The organism is Massilia sp. ZL223 (assembly GCF_018119395.1).
Lineage (GTDB): Bacteria > Pseudomonadota > Gammaproteobacteria > Burkholderiales > Burkholderiaceae_D > Telluria.
Genome location: NZ_JAGPWD010000005.1, coordinates 120,813 through 139,913, shown reverse-complemented (window position 1 = coordinate 139,913; position 19,101 = coordinate 120,813). Strand labels below are relative to the sequence as shown.

The window sequence follows — 19,101 nt, the reverse complement described above, 5'->3', positions numbered from 1 at the left end:
GTCATGATCCGATTCCAGAATGTCAGCCTGATGCGCGGCACCAAGCCGCTGCTCGAGGACGCCGACCTGACCCTCAACCCCGGCGACAAGATCGGCTTGATCGGCGCCAACGGCGCCGGCAAATCGAGCCTGTTCGCCATGCTGCGCGGCGAGCTGCATCCGGACCAGGGCGCGATCGACTTCCCGGCCAAGTGGCGCATGGCCTACGTGGCCCAGGAGACCCCGGCGCTCGACCGCCCGGCGCTGGAATACGCGATCGACGGCGACGTCAACCTGCGCCGTTTGCAGGCCGAACTCGAAGAGCTGGAAGCCCACCCGGACCTCGACACCCACGGCATGCGCCTGGGCGAGATCCACGGCGCGCTGGCCGACGCCGACGCCTACACGGTGCAGTCGCGCGCCGAGCAGCTGCTGATCGGCCTGGGCTTCTCGCTGGAGCAGATGCAGCAGCCGGTGGCCAGCTTCTCGGGCGGCTGGCGCATGCGCCTGAACCTGGCGCAGGCGCTGATGTGCCCTTCCGACCTGCTGCTGCTGGACGAACCGACCAACCACCTGGACCTGGACGCCATCATCTGGCTCGAGGACTGGCTCAAGCGCTATCCCGGCACCCTGATCATCATCTCGCACGACCGCGATTTCCTCGACGAGATCGTGAACGTGATCGTGCACATCGACGAGCGCAAGCTGAAGCGCTATGGCGGCAACTATTCGAGCTTCGAGCGCCAGCGCGCCGCCCACCTGGTGCTGGCCGCCGCCGCCTACGAGAAGCAGCAGCGCACCCGCGCCCACCTGCAATCCTTCGTGGACCGCTTCAAGGCCAAGGCCACCAAGGCGCGCCAGGCCCAGAGCCGCATGAAGGCGCTGGCCAAGATGGAAGAACTGGCCCCGCTGCGCGCCGCCGCGGAGTTCTCCTTCGAATTCCGCGAGCCGCTGTCGGCCCCCAATCCGCTGCTGGTGATGGAAGACGTGGACGCCGGCTATCCCATCCTCGACGCCCACGGCGACCGGGTGGACGGCAAGACCATCGTGCACCGCGTGAACTTTTCGCTGCAGATCGGCCAGCGCATCGGCCTGCTGGGCGTGAACGGCGCCGGTAAATCCACCCTGGTGAAGACCATCGCCGGCGAGCTGGCGCCCCTGAACGGCACCGCCACGCTCGGCAAGGGCCTGTCGATCGGCTACTTCGCCCAGCACCAGGTGGAAATGCTGCGCCACGACGAATCGCCCCTGTGGCACCTGATGAAGATCGCGCCGAATGTGCGCGAGCAGGAGCTGCGCAACTTCCTGGGCAGCTTCAACTTCCCGGGCGACATGGTGACCAGCAAGATCGCGCCCTTCTCGGGCGGCGAAAAGGCGCGCCTGGCGCTGGCCCTGATCGTGTGGCAGCGCCCCAACCTGCTGCTGCTGGACGAACCGACCAACCACCTGGATCTGGAAACCCGCGAGGCGCTGACCATGGCGCTGGCGCAGTTCGAGGGCACCCTGGTGCTGGTCTCCCACGACCGCCACCTGCTGCGCGCCACCACCGAAGAGTTCATCATCGTCGCCGACGGCAAGCTGCAGCCCTTTGACGGCGACCTGGACGACTACAAGGAATGGCTGTTCCAGACCAAGCTGGGAAAAGGTACCGACACCTTGCCGGCGCCGAGCCAGGCCAAAGCCGCTGCGGCCGCATCGGCGCCTGCCGCCGCGCCGGCCGACCGCAAGGAGCAGAAGCGCCTCGAAGCCGGGGAGCGCCAGCGCCTGGCCGCCCTGCGCAAGCCGATCGAGAACCGCATCAAGCGGCTGGAAGAACAGATGGCGAAGCTGAATGCGAAGAAGGCGGAAATCGACGCCCAGCTGCTCGATCCGGTGATTTACGAGGCGGAGAACAAGGACAAGCTCAAGACCCTGGTGGCGGACCAGGCGTTTGCGACGCGCGACCTGGAGCAGCTGGAGATGGAATGGCTGGAGCTGCAGGAACAGCTTGAAGGATTGGCAGCCTAAACACACCGTCGTTCCGGCCGAGGGGGACGCCGAGTCCCGGAACGACGTGGTGAGGAGACCGATTAAACTTTACTTGCTTGGGCACTCCTCAACCAATCCCTCCCACGCGCATCCATCGCCGCCGCGATCACCTCCGGCGGCAAGCTATACACCGTCGCCCAAGTCGCCCTTCCATCCACCGCATTCGACGGAAAACTGGTCGTCTCGATCGGCCAGTTGTACTTGCGCTTGAGCGCCCTGACGATCGCCGCCAGGGTCACGCGCCCGCGCAGCGGCTCGGCGCCCGCCTGGTCGGCATTGGACAGCAGCACCGCCAGCACGGCGCCGCGCGCGGTTCGGGGACCGGGAAAGATGGGAGACTTTTTGGGCATGCCGACATTCTAGCCGCTGCGTACGCTACCGGTAGCGCGCGATACGCCGCAATGCCTCGATACGCTGGCGCAGCAAGTGCGCGTGGATGGCGTGGATATCCGAGCCACTCGAGCGCTGCGCGCCGAACGCCAGGAAAGCATTCCGGTAGGCGATCCAGCGGCGCTCGGCTTCGCGCACGTCCGCACGGCTGATGGTCGATTCGCCAATCCGCTCCGGCTGCTCCGCCTGCGACGAGGGCAGCGCCATGACTTCCCCGTAGACCCGGTTCAGTTCACGGTCCAGTTGCGCCACCTGCTCCGCCGACGATGGCGGCAGCTTGCCCGCGGCGGCATCCAGCGCCGCCTGCATGAATTGCTCGCGCAGCCTGCCGTGGCGCGCAATGGCGAGACCTGGCGCCGCGGTGCCTTGCATGTCGGTTTCGGCGGAGCCGGCGCCGGCATAGCGCTCGGCGGCTGTCCGCAGCGCTTCGAACCGGTCGCGCGCAGCCTTGGGAAGCTGGCGCACCATTTGCGCCAGGCGGGCATCGCGCACGCGGCCGGCCTGCGTTTCGCGGATGTCCGCGCAGATCGTCCCCATGTGGCCGCTGGTGATATCGTCGCACTGGTCGAATACCGGGCTGCCGGGCCGCATGGACGCCAGATGGGCGATGCGCGCTTCCATCTCGGCCTTGGCGGAAAAATCGAGGCTGCAAGCGTAATGCATGGCGACGTCGAGGTCGCGCTCCACGCCAAAGCCATTCGCATACAGCATCATCAGGACCGGCCTGTCGCCACTGGCCAGCGCGCACTCGCGTACCGCCTGCCACTGCGCCGCCGAGGCCCTGGCCTGGCTGCGCGCGTCGTAATACAAGCCACTGGCCTCGCACTGCGCCGCACCAGCCGCCCTCGCGCCCGCATCGGTCGCGCCGCGATGCTCGACGCGCTTGCATTGCCGGTACCACGCCTCGTCCTCGGAGAACGGCACGCCGAACGTGGCGGTATTCGGATACGGGGTCTCGGCCTGGCCGAGGGCCGGCAAGGACAGCAGGGAGAGGACGAGCGGAAGGAGAACGAGCGGGCCGGAGCGGAACATGTGTGGCATCCATAGGGAATCAAGGGTGCCGCCAGCTTAACGCTAATCCGCCCCCAAAAATCCTCGCTTGTTCACACCTTGGCCAAATGTCCGTCAGGCAGCCCGCTTCGGCTGCTTCGGCGCCAGCGACATGAGCCGGTCGATATCCACCAGCACCAGCCGCCGCTCCTGCAGCACCCCCATCCCGATCAGGTAATCGGCATGATGCGCCCCCGGCAGCGGCACGATCTGCGACGGCGCCAGCTGCACCACCTCCTTGACCTGCTCCACCACCAGCCCCGCCAGGCAGGATGCCAGGCGCACGATCATGACGTCGGTATCGGGATGCGGCGCTCCCACGCCCGGCGCGAAGGCCGCTCGCAGGTCCACCACCGGCAGGATCACGCCGCGCGAGAGCGCGACGCCGCCGATGATCTCGCCGTCGGCGGCAAAGCGCTCGAGCGACTTGAGCGGCTTGAGCTCCTGGACCTTGGCGCAATCGAGCCCATACTCGAGGCCACCCAAGGTGAAACTCAGGAATTCCTGCGGCGTCACAGAGGTATGTGCATACATGGCGGTCCTTTCGGCGATTCTTGAAGCGACCTCCATGCTAAGGCCGCACCGCCCTTGACCCGTTGACTGCAGTCAAGTGTTCCCGTCGCTATGCGCTGGCTTCGGCTGCCGTATGGTCCCAGCGGTACTCGCCGCTCGAACCGGCGAACAGGATCTCGGCGCCGACCGACTCGCGCAGGCGCGCCTTGACGTCGCGCGCCGGCAGGTCGTGCACGCTGCCCGCGTCGGGTTCATAGGGCAGCGCACGCACCTGCACGTCGCCGTCCAGCTGCCCCACGGCGACGCTGGAGGCGCCCGCACGCGCGCTGCGCTGGGCTTCCAGCTGGGCCAGGATCGCCATGCCGCCCTGCTGCTCGGCCTCAAGCGACTTGAGTTCCTGCGTCAGCTTGCCCAGCTCGCGCAGCGCCGGCAGCACGGCTTGCGACAGCCGGGCGAACTGCGTCTGCTGGTCGGCGGTGAGCACCAGTTCGCCCTTGCGGATGCGCGGCGCCAGCTGCAGGTACTTGCGCATGTCGGCGCGCGCGCCGAGTGCCTCGATCTCGGCGCGCCGGCGGCTCGCAAGTTCGCCGAACTCCCCGACGCGCTCGCGGATCTGGGCCATGGCGTCGGTGAAGCGGCTGCAGTCGGGCCGCAGCACGAACACCAGCATCTCGTTCTGGCGGCGCGGACCGGCGCGTCCGATCGTCACCTTGAGGCCGCCGATGGCGCTGCCCTCGGCGACTTCCACCTCGACTTCCTCGGCCAGGATCTCGCAGTTGATCGCCTGTTCCACCACCACCCGCGTGCCGGAGATGATGCAGTTCTCGGCGCGCGTCATGCGCACTTCGCCGTTCGCGGTCTGGATCACGGCGCGCGAGGCCACGCCCTGCACCGTGATCGAGCCGCCCGCGTTGCGCGCGCTGCCGCCCACCAGGTTGCGGTTCAGGACAATCGCGCCGCCGCGCGAGACCACATGCCCGAACACGTCGGCGTGCACGGTGATGCCCTCGCCCTCCAGGATGCGCTGCTCCTGCACCTCGCCAAATTCCTCGTAGTCGCCCGTCAGGTTCAGGTTGCCCGTGGTCTTGGCGCTGACGCCGTCATGGCTGACGATCTTGTCGTCCACCGCGATGCGGCTGGTCTTGGGATCGACATTCAGGAAGCCGTCCTGCTGCGCCACCAGGAATTCGCCGTCAAGCATCTGCTCGACTTTGGTGCCCGGTCCCGCATAGGCGCCGAGCTCGAGGTCCTTGGGCAGGTCCGGCGCCAGCGGAATGCCGGACAGGTCGAAGCCCGGCTCGCCCGCTTCGCGCGGCAGCTTTTGCAGCAGGCGCTCGCCCTGGCGGATCTGCGGGAAGCGGTTCTGGAAGCTCATCAGGTCGAGCTTGCCGTTGGCGAGCTGGCGCGGCGCGTCGCTGCGGTGCAGGTCGCTGGACACCTCGACCACGCGCGCATCGATGCCGGGGCGCGGATCGAGACGGCGCGCCACCGCGATGCGGCCGGCCGCGCCGGTGTCGATGGCCTCGGCGATCGCGTCGGCGTCGATGCCGAAGCGGATACCCTTCATCCACATGTCGGCGATGAACTCGTCCACGCTCAGCCGGGTCGGCGCCTCCTTGCCCTCTTCGTCCGGCAGGAACACCGGCTCGAAGTAATAGCCGGCTTCGCCGTCCGAGATCTTGACGGCCCGGTACAGGGCGCGGCGTACCGGGTCGAAGGGCACGATGTCGTCGGCGATCCGGACCAGCGCCCGCCCCTGCGCATCGCGCGGCAGCTCGGGACCGTGGCCGTACAAGGCCTTGATCAGGACCGGATAATCGAGCCCGAGAAAATAATTGTTGGCGAGCAGGATGCCGTCGATCGCGGCCACCAGGGTCGTGCCCAGGACTTGGGGATCGGCATAGACGCCGTCGGCACGTTTGGCGATGCAGTGTTCCGGTCCGGTTCCCGCAAAACGGGGTGCGGGCGCAGCGGCAGGCGCAGCAAGGTGTGCGGCGGGATCGGTCACGTTCACGCTCCAGTCAACTCAGGGAAGCCGGCATCGGTATCGACGCCAAGGTAAAGCGACGGCTAGCGTAACACGTTGTGCATAATAAATAAATATATAGCAACTAACTTTCTGTAAAGAAATTTTGGAATGAAACCGGCCGGGCGATAGCGTAAACGACAACGGCGCCCGAAGGCGCCGTATCGATCACGGAAGCGTTGCTACGTTCAACGGCGCTGGGCGTTGGGGTAGAGGTCCTTGCGCGCCTCGTTGATCTGGCGGCGCAGGTCGCTGCGCTCGTCCGGCGTCATGCGGCGCTCGCCGCGCGGCTCGCGCTGGTCGCGGTCCATCTGCATCTGGCGGCGCTGCTGGTCTTCGAAGGCGCGCTGGCGTGCTTCGTCGTAGGCGCGCTGGCGGTCGTCGAAGCCGCGCAGATCCTGTCCCTGCATCTGGAAACGCTCGCGGTACTGCTGGGCTTCCTGGCGCTGGGCGCCGCGGTCGTAGCTCTGGGCCAGCGCACCGGCGCCGACACCAGCCAGCACACAGGCGAGCACACCGTGGCGCACGAGCCGGACCAGACGGCCTTTGCCGCCGGCTACTGCTTGGGTCTTGTTGAGCGCTTCTTTCATGGGTGTTCCTCTTCCGTGATGCCTTATAAACAGATAAGCTGTGATGACCACTTGCCGCCAGTGTAGGTGCATACCGTCCGAGGTGTAAGCCTGATTGGGTAAAGTTTGTAACACATTGTAATGGATGAGGCATGTTGTCGAAATGCCTAGGCATAAGACGTTACCATAGCGACATTCTCCTGACAAATTTGGAAGCCAAATGAGTGCATCGACTTCGAATACCGGAAACAGCGCGGCCCCGGGCGCGCAAGGCGGCCATTCCGCGAAGATCATGGTCGTCGACGACGACGTGCGCCTGCGCGACCTGCTGCGCCGCTACCTGACCGAACAGGGATTCCAGGTGGTCACGGCGGAGAGCGCGCCGGCCATGAACAAGCTGTGGCTGCGCGAGCGCTACGACCTGCTGGTCCTGGACCTGATGCTGCCGGGCGAGGACGGCCTGTCGATCTGCCGCCGCCTGCGCGGCGCGGGCGACCAGACCCCGATCATCATGCTGACCGCCAAGGGCGAGGACGTGGACCGCATCGTCGGCCTGGAGATGGGCGCGGACGACTACCTGCCCAAGCCCTTCAATCCGCGCGAACTGGTGGCCCGCATCGGCGCGGTCCTGCGCCGCAAGGGCCCGGACGAGATCCCGGGCGCGCCGAGCGAGACTCCGCAGACCTTCGAGTTCGGCGACTTCGTGCTCGACCTGGGCACCCGCACCCTCAAGAAGAACGGCGAGACCGTGCCGCTGACCACCGGCGAATTCTCGGTGCTCAAGGTGTTCGCGCGCCATGCGCGCCAGCCGCTGTCGCGTGAGAAGCTGATGGAACTGGCGCGCGGCCGCGAATACGAAGTCTTCGACCGCTCGCTCGACGTGCAGATCTCGCGTCTGCGCAAGCTGATCGAGCCTGATCCTTCGAGCCCGCTGTACATCCAGACCGTGTGGGGCCTGGGTTACGTGTTCATTCCGGAAGGGCAGCCGCGCTAGTGTTCGCACCATTCTCGGCGGCGCGCCGGGCGGCGCGCTTCGCCTGGTACAAGAGCGGCCTGTTCTGGCGGACCTTCTTCCTGCTGTCGGTGCTCACGGCCCTGTCGATGGGCTCGTGGATCGGCATGCTCAACGTCTACCAGCGCGGCCCGCAGGTGGAGCAGACCGCCGAGCTGGTGGTGTCGGTGGTGACCATCACCAAGGCCGCCCTCACCCACTCTGCGCCGGACCTGCGCCGCGAGCTGCTGTTCGAGCTGGTCTCGAACGAAGGCATCCGCATCTTCACGCTCGAGGACAGCGACGTGGTCGAGCCGCCGCCCAGCAATCCCCTGATGCCCGAGATCGCCGCCAAGGTGCGCGAGAAGCTGGGCAAGGACACCCGCTTTTCGAGCCGCGTGAACGGCGTGGCGGGCTTCTGGATCAGCTTTACCATCGAGGACGACAAGTACTGGCTGATGCTGGAGCGCGAGCGCCTGGCCGGCCTGACCCGCGTGCAGTGGCTGGGCTGGGCGACCCTGGTCGGCCTGCTGTCGCTGGTGGGCGCGGCCCTGATCTCCAGCCTGGTGAACCTGCCGCTGGCGCGCCTGACGGCGGCCGCGCGCGCCATCGCCAAGGGCGAGCATCCCACCCCGCTGCCCGAGAAAGGCTCGCAGGAGATCATCGAGGCCAACCGCAGCTTCAACCAGATGGTCGAGGACCTGGCCCAGGTCGAAAAGGACCGCGCCGTGATCCTGGCCGGCATCTCGCACGACCTGCGCACCCCGCTGGCGCGCATGCAGCTCGAGGTCGAGATGGCCAACCTGTCGCAGGACGCGCGCGAAGGCATGCAGTCGGACATCAACCAGATGGACGCCATCATCGGCCAGTTCCTCGACTACGCCAAGCCGACCGACGCCTCCACCTTCGTGTCCGTGAACCTGTCGGAGATGCTGGCCGACGTGGGCCGCGAGGCGGCGCGCATCCGCGACCTGCGCGTGAAGACCGACCTGATGCCGGGCGTGCACGTGCTGGGCAACGCGACCGACCTGCGGCGCGTGGTCAACAACATCATCGAGAACGCGCGCCGCTACGGCAAGACGCCGGGCGCGGACTACACCGAGATCACGATCCTGCTGCGCGTGAAATCGACCGCCCATGGCCGCTGCGCGGTAGTCGACATCTGCGACCACGGCGTGGGCGTGCCGGAAGACCAGATCGCGCAGCTGCTCAAGCCCTTCACCCGCCTCGACACCGCGCGCGGCCAGGCCAACGGCGCCGGCCTGGGACTGGCCATCGTCGAACGCGTGCTGACCCGCCACAACGCCCAGCTGACGGTGCGCAACCGCGACGAAGGCGGCCTGCTGCTGCAGATCGGACTGCCGCTGGCGGGCTGACCATGACTATCCGATCCGACGCCCAGGTGCTGGATGCGTGGTCGCACAATGCCGATCCCTGGGTCGGCGCGGTGCGCGGCGGCGAGATCGCCTCGCGCGTGCTGGTGACCAATGCGGCCATCGTGGACACGGTACGGGCGCGCCGGCCGCGGTCCGGCGTCGACCTGGGCTGCGGCGAAGGCTGGCTGGTGCGGGCGCTGCCGGAAGTCGAGATGGTGGGCGTAGATGCGATTCCCGGACTGGTCGAGTCGGCGCGCGAAGCCGGCGGCGGGGAGTTCCGGGTGATGTCCTACGAGGAGATCGCGCAGGGGCGGCTGGCGCTAGCGGCCGATGTGGCGGTCTGCAATTTCTCGCTGATCGGGAAAGAAGCCGTCGAGGGCTTGTTCCGGGCGGCGCCGAGCTATCTGCGCAAGGGCGGCGCGCTGATCGTGCAAACGGTGCATCCGCTGGCGGCCTGCGGGGAGCAGCCGTATGTGGATGGCTGGCGCGAGGGGAGCTGGGCGGGGTTCAGCAGTGAATTCAAGGATGCGCCGCCGTGGTACTTCAGGACGGTGGGCAGTTGGGTGACTTTATTCGCCGCTCACGGATTGCGGATCGTCGAGATGCGCGAGCCGGTGCATCCGGAGAGTGGAAAGCCTGTGTCGCTGATTTTGGTGGGTGAGCTCGAAGGCTGACGGCTACTCACGCAAAACTTGGGTCCCGGCCTGCGCCGGGACCCAAGTTCGCACCGCCGCCACCTGCTCAAGCAATCAACCCAGCAAACCTCGCCAAATCAATATTCCCCCCACTAACCAGAATCCCGACCCGCTTCCCTTTCAAGCTCTCCTTCATCCGCCGCGCCGCCGCGAACCCCAGGCACCCGGTCGGCTCCACCACGATCTTCATGCGCTCCGCGAAGAAGCGCATGCACTGCACCAGCTCATCATCCGACACCGTCAGGATGTCATCCACATCCCGCTGGATGATCGGGAAGGTCAGCTTGCCCAGGTGCTGCGTCTGCGCCCCGTCCGCAATGGTCTTGGGAGTATCGATATGCACGATCTCGCCCGAACGGAAGGACTGCTGCCCATCGTTCCCCGCCTCCGGCTCCACGCCGTACAGATCGCAATTCGGCGCCAGCGCGCGCGTGGCCAGGGCCGAGCCGGACAGCAGCCCGCCGCCGCCCAGGCACACGAAGAAGGCATCCAGCGGGCCCGTTTCCTCGAACAGCTCCTTGGCCGCCGTGCCCTGCCCCGCGATCACGTCCGCGTGGTCGTAGGGCGGCACCAAGGTCAGGCCATGCTTCTCGGCCAGCTCGCGCCCGATCTGCTCGCGGTCCTCGGTATAGCGGTCGTAGAACACGACATTGCCGCCATAGCCCTTGGTGGCCGCGACCTTGGCCGCCGGGGCGTCATGCGGCATCACGATGGTGGCTGGCATGCCCAGCAGGCGTGCGGACAAGGCCACCGCCTGCGCGTGGTTGCCCGAGGAGAAGGCGACCACGCCGGCTTTGCGCTGCACCGGGCTGAAGCGCGACAGCGCGTTGTAGGCGCCGCGGAACTTGAAGGCGCCCATGCGCTGCATGTTCTCGCACTTGAAATACACCTGGGCGCCGAACTCCTCGTTGACGGTGCGCGAGGTCAGCACCGGCGTGAGGTTGGCGGCCCCGGCAATGCGGCCGGCGGCCTGGACGACATCATCGTAAGTGGGGAGCGAAAACAGATTCATGGAAGCATCCTTGTCAGAGGGGTCGCCCTGCATTGTAGCGAAGCACTTGGCGCTTGTAAAAAAGCAAACCGCGCACACGGTGAGTCAACGAACAGAAGCAGCCGGGACCGGCGCGCAGAATCAAGGCTCACAAGAAGGAGCCGACCATGAAGCGTTTTCTGTGCCAACTCAGCCTGATCGCCGCGGCCGCGGCATCCGCACCCGCGGCCTTCGCTGGAGCCGAGATCGTCAAGTGCATCGACAGCACCGGCCACGTGACTCTCACCGACCAGCCTTGCGGCGAAGGCACGACCACGGTACGGATGGCGAAGATGCCGGCTGCCGAGGGCGACGCGACCGTCCAGCCCTACCCGCTCACCGTCGAGCGCGCCAGCGTGCCGCCGCCGCGCCCTGCCGTGCGCAAGGCGCCGCAGCGCGACAAGGCGAAGCCGATGCAGCGTGATGTTGCCACCTTGAAGGAGGCGCGTGCGCAGTTCTTGCTGATGGATAGCAGCATCAAGTCGACGGTGGTTGCGCTGCATTGAGTAGGCTACTTTCTGCAATGCAGGCGTGAGGGATGTAATCCAGAGAGCGCTATTACGCCTCCACGTTAGTACCTCTGCATCAGCCCATCGTTCCAGCGAAGGATCGGACCTAAACTTGCATTTTCTGCAGTTGAGCATGAACTTGGCCACAGCCCTTGCTCAGGGAGACGGCGTAGATAACACGCCGCACACCGCTAGCGTCTAGTGCAGCCGCGCCAAGTGCGCCCTTACGACTTGGAATAAACCGGGCCGTTCCCGATCGTGCGGACAACGTCTTATAGCGTTCGGCGGGATTGCTCATCCAAGCCTTACTACAAATATCACGGTTGAACACTATTCTTCTGTCGTCTTCTATCAATACGCTCCCGTAAGGGCGACATGTCGTTGTAAAAAGCCGTTTCAATCGTCCTCACAGCTCAACACCAAGTGAGCTTGCATACTGGCTGTGACAAAACCCGCCCCTCCACGTTTCCCTTGAGTACCCTGCCAAATCTGCGGAAACCACGTCGCTAGATGACGCGCCACACCTAGCGTTTAGTTCTAAAAAATGTAGCGAAAAAGTTACACTTTAAATATACTTATTGCATAATTGAAAGATTTGGGTATTATATGTAGGACTATTCTTACGTAACGCGTTACATGAGTAAGAGCTTATTGGGAGCGGCGTTAGTTACGAATCGATTGATTTGTAATTACTAAATGCTTGCTTCAATAGTTTTCGAGTGGAGCTTGAATGAAATTTGTCTTTGAGGAAGTTAATACCCTCCCGGCAATGGCGTGGTGTCTAAAAGTTGAAGCGGGGCAGTCTGAAGTAACGGTTTGGCACGGGAGAGCGGTCGAGCGCTTCGATGACTTCTTCTTCGAAGGCTGCTGGAATGGCGAGCTGACGCCTGCCGCGATGCTTTCCGCAGATATATGCGCAGCGACCGGAGCCAGCACCTGTGAGGATGCGTTATTCCTAGCCTGTTCGAGCAACACAATCGGACGCCTATGCGCCATTAAAAAAGATAATAGTCTTTGGATTTCGAATTCGATGGCATTTATTATCGCAGCTTCTGGCGAAGCAATCCGTAACGACTTCGCCTATTACCAGGAAGACATCTCATCAGTTATCAAAGGATTGAACAAGTCTAAAAAGTTCATTCCCTTGGAGAGCGGACTACAGGTCAAATTCTACTTTCACTGCAATTTGAAAGTTACAAAAAACCTGAATATCGGGATTATGGCAAAAAAACAGGCACCTGTTTTTGCGGATTTTTCGGATTATCGTCAGTTTTTGAGTCATGGTCTTGCTAGCCTTATTCGCAATGCAAATCTGCCGAGCAGAGCAAAAAAATTTAGTCCCCTCGTCTCCATCTCTAAAGGTTATGACTCGGTTGCGTGTGCTGTATTGGCAAAGGAAGTAGGATGCCAAGATGCGTTCACCATGATTGATCCCGAGTCAACAGATCCGTCCGTCGACAGTGGCACGGCAATCGCTTCACAACTTGGCCTAAGCATCACCGAATACTCTCGAGTTGCTTATAAGACTTTGGGTACGGAGTGGGAGTTTTTCGCTTTGGGAACCGGCGGAGAAGACTGCTTCTTTGCCCCAATGGAATCCATTCTCACTAATCGCCTATTCATTTCAGGATTTCATGGCGACAAAGTATGGGACAGAAACTTAAAGAAAACCTCCAATCAGATTATTCGCGGCGATCCGAGTGGTGCAGATCTCGAAGAGTTCAGACTGCGTGTAGGTTTTATACATGTTGCTGTTCCTTTCTTTGGCTGTCGCGCACACAAGTCAATTGCCGCCATTTCACGCAGCGAGGAAATGGCTTCATGGACTGTGGGAGGTATCTACGACCGTCCCATCTGCAGGAGAATTGCTGAGGAAGCCGGCGTAAACCGTCTAAGCTTTGGACAAAAGAAACAGGTCATGAGCAGGTCCTTCGGAAAAAAAGGTCTGGACTGGTACTTAGGCCCAGCCTCTTTAAAAGCCTTTGGCGAATACACGAAAACCCATCCGCCAGCGTGGAAGTGGATAGACCACGTGTTGTATCGTATAGCTAACCGGGCGGAGCAAATTACATCGAAAATTGGAAAACTCTCATATCGCGCCGGAACAGTTGTGGAGTTCTTTTTCACGCCGCTGGAGCGTTACCGCCGCCCACTCGATGAAACTCGGCAACTATTCCATTGGTCGTTTGAAAAGATGCTGCACAGATACCGCCTGGGCTTGATAAAGCGCAGCACAATCGCGCAAGCGAATCACTCGACTGAAGATAGATTATTTAAAGACGCTGCTTGACGCCGGCCAATGTAGGAAAGGCATATGCGAGAGCGTATTGAGTGATGTTAGTAATCTTTTGAGCACTAGTTCCTGCCACAGTTCGAACGGGTGCTCATCAAGGAGCTCAGCCTGATCGTCAATTCGAGCGATCACAGGGGCGCCGGCTGTGGAAAAAGTTGCTGCTCTGTTCGAGTGCGGGTTTATAGCCAGCGACATGACTCGCCATCCGCCCTGACGTCAGCAAAATCCTGCCGGCAACCCTATCTACAGTCTAGCACTGCTACCAGCTAGCTCACCTACCAATATGTAATCATGCTTGCGTGAGGTGCTGGATATATTGAAACAGGTACATCTGATACAGCTAGCCGAGTGCGTCGGCGGCTCAATCGAGGTGCAGAACTGGGCCGAACGAACATCGCTCAGCGGCAGCGACGTTAGACCTTCGACTACGTGCAGGCGGCCCAGCCGAATACCGTCATCGTGGACTATGCGACCAGCGCGCGACAGCAGCAATGAAGCGTCCCTGCATGCGCGCCACTTCGACAGCTGAATAATGCTCATGTGCATCGCAACGTATGGCGGTGCTACGCCACATCCAGGTGCTGAATGTGACGAAAAACGGCGCTTACGAGCTGTGTAAGGCGAAATATGTATCGCTTCAATGCACTGAACGACACGGCACGTAACGGCAGTGCTGCTTCAGTGACCGCATTTGTGAGCCTGGCGTCTGGCTCGCCAATTTCTTGCTGCTGATCGACAGTACTTAGTGCAACCGCGTCACGCTCGCCAGATGCGGCACCGCCGGCGCCGCCAGTTCGCGCAGCAGTTCCAGCAAATCCTCATCCTTGATGAAGCTGGCCGACGACCTGGCCTCTAGGATGCGCTCCGGCGGCTGCGAACGCGCCACCACCCAGCCCTGGACGTAATCGACGCCGATCTCGTGCAGGGTCTGCACCGTGGCCGCGTCCTCGGCCCACTCGGCAATCGTCTTCATGCCCAGGTTCACCGCCAGGCTCACGATCGCCTCGACAATCGCCACGTTGGCCGGATGCGCGTTGATGTTGACGATGAAGTTGCCGTCGATCTTGAGCACGTCGGCCGGCAGTTCCTTCAGGTAGGAGAAGGAGGTGTAGCCCGCGCCGAAGTCGTCCAGCGCCACCTTGACGCCGAAGTTGCGCGCCTGGTCGATGAAGCGGCGCGTGTTGTCCAGGTCGTGCAGGGCCACGCTTTCCGTGATCTCCAGGCACAGGCGGCTCGCCACGTGCACATAGCGGCCCAGGATGTCGAAGGTGTCCTGGACGAAACGCTCGTCGTTGAGCGAGGCGCCCGACAAGTTCATGCAGACGAAGCGCGTGTTGCACAGCTGGTCGGCATGCTCGGCGATCCAGGCCAGGGTGGTCGACAGCACCCAGCGGTCGATGACGCTGGCGCGTCCGCTCTTCTCGGCCGCGGCGATCACCGGGCCGGCCGGCACCACGCGGCCGTCCGGCTCGCGCATGCGCAGCAGCACTTCGAAATTCAGCGACTCTTCCGGGTGCTTGAGCGACATGATCGGCTGCATTTCCAGCAGCAGGTTGTCGGTCGCGTTCGGACCCGACAGGCGCGCCACCAGGTCGAGCTCGGCGGCGCGCTGGCGGAAGGCGTCGGCCCCGCGCTCGTACACCACCAGGCCGTCGCCGGCGCCGGTCTTGGCTTCGCGGCAGGCGCGGTCCGCGGTCGAGACCGCATCCTTCATGGCCATGTCCGGCACCACTTCGATCAGGCCGACCGAGCCGCGCACATGGAAAGCCTTGTCGCCCACCCGGTAGGGCGTGTTGCCCAGGCGATCGACGATGCCGCGGCAGATGATGGATGCGAGCGGGATCGCCGTCTCCGGCATCACGATCACGAATTCGTCGCCGCCCACGCGGCCGATCTGCTGGCCGCCGGCCAGCATGGTGCCGATGCGCTCGCACACCTGGCGCAGCACTTCGTCGCCGGCGGCGTGGCCGAACAGGTCGTTGATCAGCTTGAAGCGGTCGAGGTCGACGTAGGCCAGCGCCATCGGGCGGCCCACGGCCAGGCTGGCGGCGGCGGCCACGAATTCCTTTTCGAGGCCGCGCCGGTTGTAGACCTTGGTCAGCGGATCGTTGTCGGCCATGAAGCGCAGCTGTTCGGTGGCCTTGTGCTTTTCGGTCGTGTCCTGCAGCACGCCTTCGATGCGCGAGCGCGCCAGGGTGGCGCTGACCAGGAAGCGCTGGCTGCCGTCGCGGCTGGTGAGTTCCATCTCGGCCTCGGCCTTGGCATGCACCTGCTCGTGCAGCTCGGTCCAGCTGCTTTCGGTAAAGAACTGGCGCCAGGCGGTACGCCCGGCCACGAAGGCGTGGATGCCGAGCATCTTCTGCAGCGCCGGGTTGACGCTCAGGAAGTGGCCGTACATGTCGAGCGTGAACAAGCCCACCGGCATTGCCTTGTAGGCATGCTCCAGCTCTTCCTGGGCTTCCTGGCGCTTTTCGGTTTCGCTGCGCATCTGCTCCGCCACCGCCAGCGCGGCCAGCAGGCTGGAGGCCAGGGCGGCGGTGACGCTGTTGATGATGCCCAGCAGCTCGCGCAGGCCCAGGGCCGCGGCGGCGACTTCCGCCATCGAGGCCAGGAAGGTCAGCGCGAACGAGGCCGCGAACCAGGCGGCGACGCGGTTGCGCGACTCGACGATGATCTTGAACAGGCCAATCGTCATCATGGCGAAGCAGCACACCACGATCACCCACATCAGCGGCAGGTACATGCGGTAAGGCAGCAAGATGGCGGCGGCCAGCATCGGCATGCACAGCCATTGCATGACGCGCATCGGCAGCACATAGCGCATCTCGGCCAGGTGGTCCTTCAGCAGCGCCTGGTACAGGGTGAGCGTGGCGATGCCGTACAGGGTGATGGTCACCGAGCGGCTGCGCAGCAGCCAGTCGGAAGGGATGGTCTGGCCCAGCCACTGGATGTCCCAGCCGGCCGACAGCGCGCCGACGCGCAGGTTCAGGATCAGCCAGCCGGCGAACAGCACGTACAGCGGCTGGCGGTTGATCAGGGCGGTGATCAGGACGAACAGCGCCAGCACGATCATGCCGCCGTCGAGCAGGCCCGACTTGCGATGGTATTGCTCGACCGATTTGTCGAACTGCTCGGCCGGCCATTGCAGGACCGACAGGCGGGCCGGGCCGGACAGACCGGAACGGCACAGCAGCTGGCGCGGCAGCGGGCTGGCGCGCAGCACGAAGCCGGCCTTGGCCGCCTCGACGGCGCCGGCGGCGCCGGCACGGGAGGCGCTGCCCAGCGGCGCCAGGGTGGCGCCGTCCCAGCAGGCGACGTCGAGCGAGTGGCGCGAAGGGAATTCGATCACTTGTTCGCCGCTGCGCGGCATCGGTTCGAAGGCGAACCAGACCGGCGCTTCGGACAAGTGGGTTTCGTGGGTATTGATCAGCGGTTGCGGCGCGGTGCGGGCCAGGGCCTCGGCCGGCGTGAGCTGCCGCGTGTCGTCCTGCACGCTCACGTGCATCGCCAGCGGCACTTCGCCGGCGACACGGTACTCGTCATGGAAGAAGATCAGCGCGATCAGCGAAACGATGCCGATGCCGATCGGGATCAGGTAGTACCCGAACAGCTTCAACACCAGCTCCACGGCCGCGTGCGCGGCCGCCGGCAGAGAAGTACGGAGCTTGGGTGTGGAATTGGGCATAAGCGGTATCAGTGCGAACAAATCGCCACCGCGTCGCCGCGGCGGCTCAAGGCGCAAGGATACAGCGTAAATTTGATGCCGTCATGCAATAAATACCCTGACGGGGTCTAATTACCTCATGCGACTGCCAATTCACAACGTTCGGACGGGCGTTCAGTATCAAAGCGGCCAGGCAGGGCCAGGGCCGGCGGCGGCGCGCTCGGTCCGATGTCGATGTCCGGATGATGGGTGTTGAAGAAGAAATTCAACATCGGATGGCGCGCCTGGGTCCAGCGTTCTTCGAAGGTCGCGATCTCGAAGGCCATGATGCGATGCGGGATATTGCCGACGTGGCGCAGCGGGACCGGACCCTGCTCCGGGAACACATCGACGAACATCATTTGCTCGTATTGGCGATCCACCGGCGGGCGGCCGGTTGCGACCGAATAGTCAATGGCGTTGTCTTCGCAATACATGAAGCAGGCCTTGATCAGTGCAATCTTGACCATGCGGCCGACCCGGCCTTCGTCGATGCCGAGGCGGGTCGCCTCGACCAGGCGCTTGCCTTGCAGCCAGTCGGGCAGGACGATCGATTCCTCGACGCCCAGCGGACGGTAGAGATTGGTGCGGATGCGGGTGCTGCCGAGCGGAGAACCGTCGAGCTTGGACTCGGCCAGCAGCACGATGGTGTCGTCCTCGTAATCGGCCGCCTCCGGCTCGGCCAGGGTGCGGGCGAAGTCCGGAACGTGGCGCGCATAGGCGGCGTGGCGGATCTGCACCGCCTTGAGCAGGTCCGCCTCGGTCTCCACGCGGCGGACGGTGAACGGCAGGCGTTCGATGATGCGTCCCGCAGCCGCTTCGCGCGCGGTGCGTGCACGGGAGGCTTTCGGTGGGTTGAAGACGGCTGCAGGGAACAGCTCCATGACGGTACTCCTAATTGATTAAATGAAACAAAACTTGTCTGGTTCAAATTATCAATCCGGCATACATTAATCTAACTGCTGAGCAGGCGTGCTTTTATCCCCCTATTTGATTTAACGCAAAACTTCTGTGCGCCACCTAACATAGCTACATCATTCGCGCCGAGCCGGACACGCGGATCGACCCGCCCTGCTCCGGACCGAACTCTGCTCGCAGGCGCGAGCGCATGCCCATGTCCTCGCCTTGCACGACATCGATGCGCCCGCCGTGTGGCCAGCCCAGGTCGCGCAGATAGCCGGCCAGCGCGGCCGTGCCGGCGCCGGTGGCGGCGTCTTCGTACACGCCGCCCGACGCGAAAGGATTACGTGTGTGGAACAGCTGCGCGGTTTCCGCCCAGGCCAGCACCACGGTCACCAGGCCGTGTTCGAGCATGAAGGCGCGGCCGGCCTGCAGGTCGTAGGCCATGGCCGCCAGGCGCGCACGGCTGTTCAGGGCCAGCACCAGGTGATCGGCCCCGCCGTGCGCCAGCGCGGGAGGAAGGCGCGGATCGAGATCGGCCCGCGAGTAGCCGAACAGGGCCAGGGCCTGCTCCAGCATCGCCTCTGGCGCCGGACGCGAACGCGTGGGCGGCGATTGCAGGGCTGCGAACATGCGCCCACCCTCGCCCTCGCCCTCGCCCCTGGCTTCGCAATGCCCCTCGACCGTGATCGCGGCCGCATTCAGCTGCAGCGCGAAGCGGCCGTCGCCGCCCTGGCGCGCCAGGGCCGCGCCCAGCGCGATGGTGGCGTGGCCGCAGAACGGCACTTCGGACTCGGGCGAAAAATAGCGCACGCGCCAGCCCTCGCCTTCGCGCGCGGCGAAGGCGGTTTCCGAGAAGCCCACTGCATGGGCCAGGGCCTGCATCTCGGCAGCCGGAGGCAGCGACGCGCCGATCCAGACACCGGCCGGGTTGCCGCCCTGGCCGGCATCGTCGAAAGCGGCGATACGCAGCACCTGCTCGAGCTGCGGATGGAGATTCGCGTTCATGGACAGTCCCTCTAGTGGTGAGAAACCGCCATGATAGCGGG

At 64.0% G+C, this 19,101-nt stretch carries 15 protein-coding genes; 6 read left to right on the top strand and 9 right to left on the bottom strand.

Features of this window, described 5'->3' with window-relative positions:
• Positions 1-3: 3 nt before the first annotated feature.
• On the top strand, positions 4-1,986 hold the full coding sequence (locus tag KBW95_RS05725) for an ATP-binding cassette domain-containing protein (RefSeq protein ID WP_211523186.1): 1,983 nt from the start codon (positions 4-6) through the stop codon (positions 1,984-1,986).
• Positions 1,987-2,048: 62 nt separating this feature from the next.
• On the opposite strand, the gene KBW95_RS05720 is transcribed toward KBW95_RS05725, so the two are convergent.
• The 5 genes from KBW95_RS05720 to KBW95_RS05700 all read right to left on the bottom strand — a co-directional run bounded on the left by KBW95_RS05720 (position 2,049) and on the right by KBW95_RS05700 (position 6,576).
• On the bottom strand, positions 2,049-2,357 hold the full coding sequence (locus tag KBW95_RS05720) for a hypothetical protein (RefSeq protein WP_211523187.1): 309 nt from the start codon (positions 2,355-2,357) through the stop codon (positions 2,049-2,051).
• Positions 2,358-2,382: 25 nt separating this feature from the next.
• Positions 2,383-3,429, bottom strand: coding sequence for a lysozyme inhibitor LprI family protein (locus tag KBW95_RS05715; RefSeq protein ID WP_211523188.1), 1,047 nt, complete (start codon positions 3,427-3,429; stop codon positions 2,383-2,385).
• A 93-nt stretch (positions 3,430-3,522) separates the two neighbouring features.
• Positions 3,523-3,981 carry a chemotaxis protein CheW gene (locus KBW95_RS05710; protein WP_211527700.1) on the bottom strand — a complete coding sequence of 153 codons (459 nt, stop codon included), beginning with the start codon at positions 3,979-3,981 and terminating at the stop codon, positions 3,523-3,525.
• Between the two features lie 88 nt (positions 3,982-4,069).
• Positions 4,070-5,968 (bottom strand): flagellar assembly protein A, encoded by a 1,899-nt coding sequence (locus tag KBW95_RS05705; RefSeq protein WP_211523190.1) that lies wholly within the window; start codon positions 5,966-5,968, stop codon positions 4,070-4,072.
• 206 nt (positions 5,969-6,174) lie between these two features.
• Entirely contained in the window at positions 6,175-6,576 is a 402-nt protein-coding gene (locus KBW95_RS05700; protein ID WP_211527699.1) for a hypothetical protein, read from the bottom strand.
• 271 nt (positions 6,577-6,847) lie between these two features.
• On the opposite strand from KBW95_RS05700, the gene ompR reads away from it, so the two are divergent.
• The 3 genes from ompR to KBW95_RS05685 are packed head-to-tail and all read left to right on the top strand — an operon-like array spanning position 6,848 to position 9,596.
• Positions 6,848-7,549, top strand: a complete 702-nt coding sequence (gene ompR, locus KBW95_RS05695) for a two-component system response regulator OmpR (RefSeq protein WP_051306146.1) — start codon at positions 6,848-6,850, stop codon at positions 7,547-7,549.
• Positions 7,549-8,922: an ATP-binding protein gene (locus KBW95_RS05690; RefSeq protein WP_211523193.1), complete on the top strand. Its 1,374-nt coding sequence runs from the start codon at positions 7,549-7,551 to the stop codon at positions 8,920-8,922. Before ompR ends, KBW95_RS05690 begins: the two co-directional genes overlap by 1 nt.
• 2 nt (positions 8,923-8,924) lie before the next feature.
• Positions 8,925-9,596: a methyltransferase domain-containing protein gene (locus tag KBW95_RS05685; protein ID WP_211527698.1), complete on the top strand. Its 672-nt coding sequence runs from the start codon at positions 8,925-8,927 to the stop codon at positions 9,594-9,596.
• Between the two features lie 67 nt (positions 9,597-9,663).
• Here KBW95_RS05685 and KBW95_RS05680 read toward each other — a convergent pair whose 3' ends face one another.
• Positions 9,664-10,629, bottom strand: a complete 966-nt coding sequence (locus tag KBW95_RS05680; protein WP_211527697.1) for a threo-3-hydroxy-L-aspartate ammonia-lyase — start codon at positions 10,627-10,629, stop codon at positions 9,664-9,666.
• Positions 10,630-10,775: 146 nt separating this feature from the next.
• Between KBW95_RS05680 and KBW95_RS05675 the strand changes: the two genes are divergently transcribed.
• Positions 10,776-11,153, top strand: a complete 378-nt coding sequence (locus KBW95_RS05675; protein WP_211523196.1) for a DUF4124 domain-containing protein — start codon at positions 10,776-10,778, stop codon at positions 11,151-11,153.
• 733 nt (positions 11,154-11,886) lie between these two features.
• Positions 11,887-13,446: a hypothetical protein gene (locus KBW95_RS05670; RefSeq protein ID WP_211527696.1), complete on the top strand. Its 1,560-nt coding sequence runs from the start codon at positions 11,887-11,889 to the stop codon at positions 13,444-13,446.
• A gap of 745 nt (positions 13,447-14,191) precedes the next feature.
• On the opposite strand, the gene KBW95_RS05665 is transcribed toward KBW95_RS05670, so the two are convergent.
• The 3 genes from KBW95_RS05665 to KBW95_RS05655 form a co-directional block, all read right to left on the bottom strand.
• On the bottom strand, positions 14,192-17,134 hold the full coding sequence (locus KBW95_RS05665) for a bifunctional diguanylate cyclase/phosphodiesterase (RefSeq protein ID WP_211527695.1): 2,943 nt from the start codon (positions 17,132-17,134) through the stop codon (positions 14,192-14,194).
• 116 nt (positions 17,135-17,250) lie between these two features.
• Entirely contained in the window at positions 17,251-18,036 is a 786-nt protein-coding gene (locus KBW95_RS05660; protein ID WP_211527694.1) for a hypothetical protein, read from the bottom strand.
• A gap of 145 nt (positions 18,037-18,181) precedes the next feature.
• Positions 18,182-19,060 carry a PhzF family phenazine biosynthesis protein gene (locus tag KBW95_RS05655; protein ID WP_211527693.1) on the bottom strand — a complete coding sequence of 293 codons (879 nt, stop codon included), beginning with the start codon at positions 19,058-19,060 and terminating at the stop codon, positions 18,182-18,184.
• Positions 19,061-19,101: the final 41 nt, after the last annotated feature.

Bases quoted from the DNA above. Each gene is read 5' to 3' on its own strand.
- KBW95_RS05675 (WP_211523196.1), top strand. From the start codon at position 10,776: ATGAAGCGTTTTCTGTGCCAACTCAGCCTGATCGCCGCGGCCGCGGCA.
- KBW95_RS05710 (WP_211527700.1), bottom strand. From the start codon at position 3,981: ATGTATGCACATACCTCTGTGACGCCGCAGGAATTCCTGAGTTTCACC.
- KBW95_RS05700 (WP_211527699.1), bottom strand. From the start codon at position 6,576: ATGAAAGAAGCGCTCAACAAGACCCAAGCAGTAGCCGGCGGCAAAGGC.
- KBW95_RS05665 (WP_211527695.1), bottom strand. From the start codon at position 17,134: ATGCCCAATTCCACACCCAAGCTCCGTACTTCTCTGCCGGCGGCCGCG.
- KBW95_RS05655 (WP_211527693.1), bottom strand. From the start codon at position 19,060: ATGAACGCGAATCTCCATCCGCAGCTCGAGCAGGTGCTGCGTATCGCC.
- KBW95_RS05660 (WP_211527694.1), bottom strand. From the start codon at position 18,036: ATGGAGCTGTTCCCTGCAGCCGTCTTCAACCCACCGAAAGCCTCCCGT.
- KBW95_RS05720 (WP_211523187.1), bottom strand. From the start codon at position 2,357: ATGCCCAAAAAGTCTCCCATCTTTCCCGGTCCCCGAACCGCGCGCGGC.
- KBW95_RS05670 (WP_211527696.1), top strand. From the start codon at position 11,887: ATGAAATTTGTCTTTGAGGAAGTTAATACCCTCCCGGCAATGGCGTGG.
- KBW95_RS05680 (WP_211527697.1), bottom strand. From the start codon at position 10,629: ATGAATCTGTTTTCGCTCCCCACTTACGATGATGTCGTCCAGGCCGCC.
- KBW95_RS05685 (WP_211527698.1), top strand. From the start codon at position 8,925: ATGACTATCCGATCCGACGCCCAGGTGCTGGATGCGTGGTCGCACAAT.
- KBW95_RS05715 (WP_211523188.1), bottom strand. From the start codon at position 3,429: ATGTTCCGCTCCGGCCCGCTCGTTCTCCTTCCGCTCGTCCTCTCCCTG.
- KBW95_RS05725 (WP_211523186.1), top strand. From the start codon at position 4: ATGATCCGATTCCAGAATGTCAGCCTGATGCGCGGCACCAAGCCGCTG.
- ompR (WP_051306146.1), top strand. From the start codon at position 6,848: ATGGTCGTCGACGACGACGTGCGCCTGCGCGACCTGCTGCGCCGCTAC.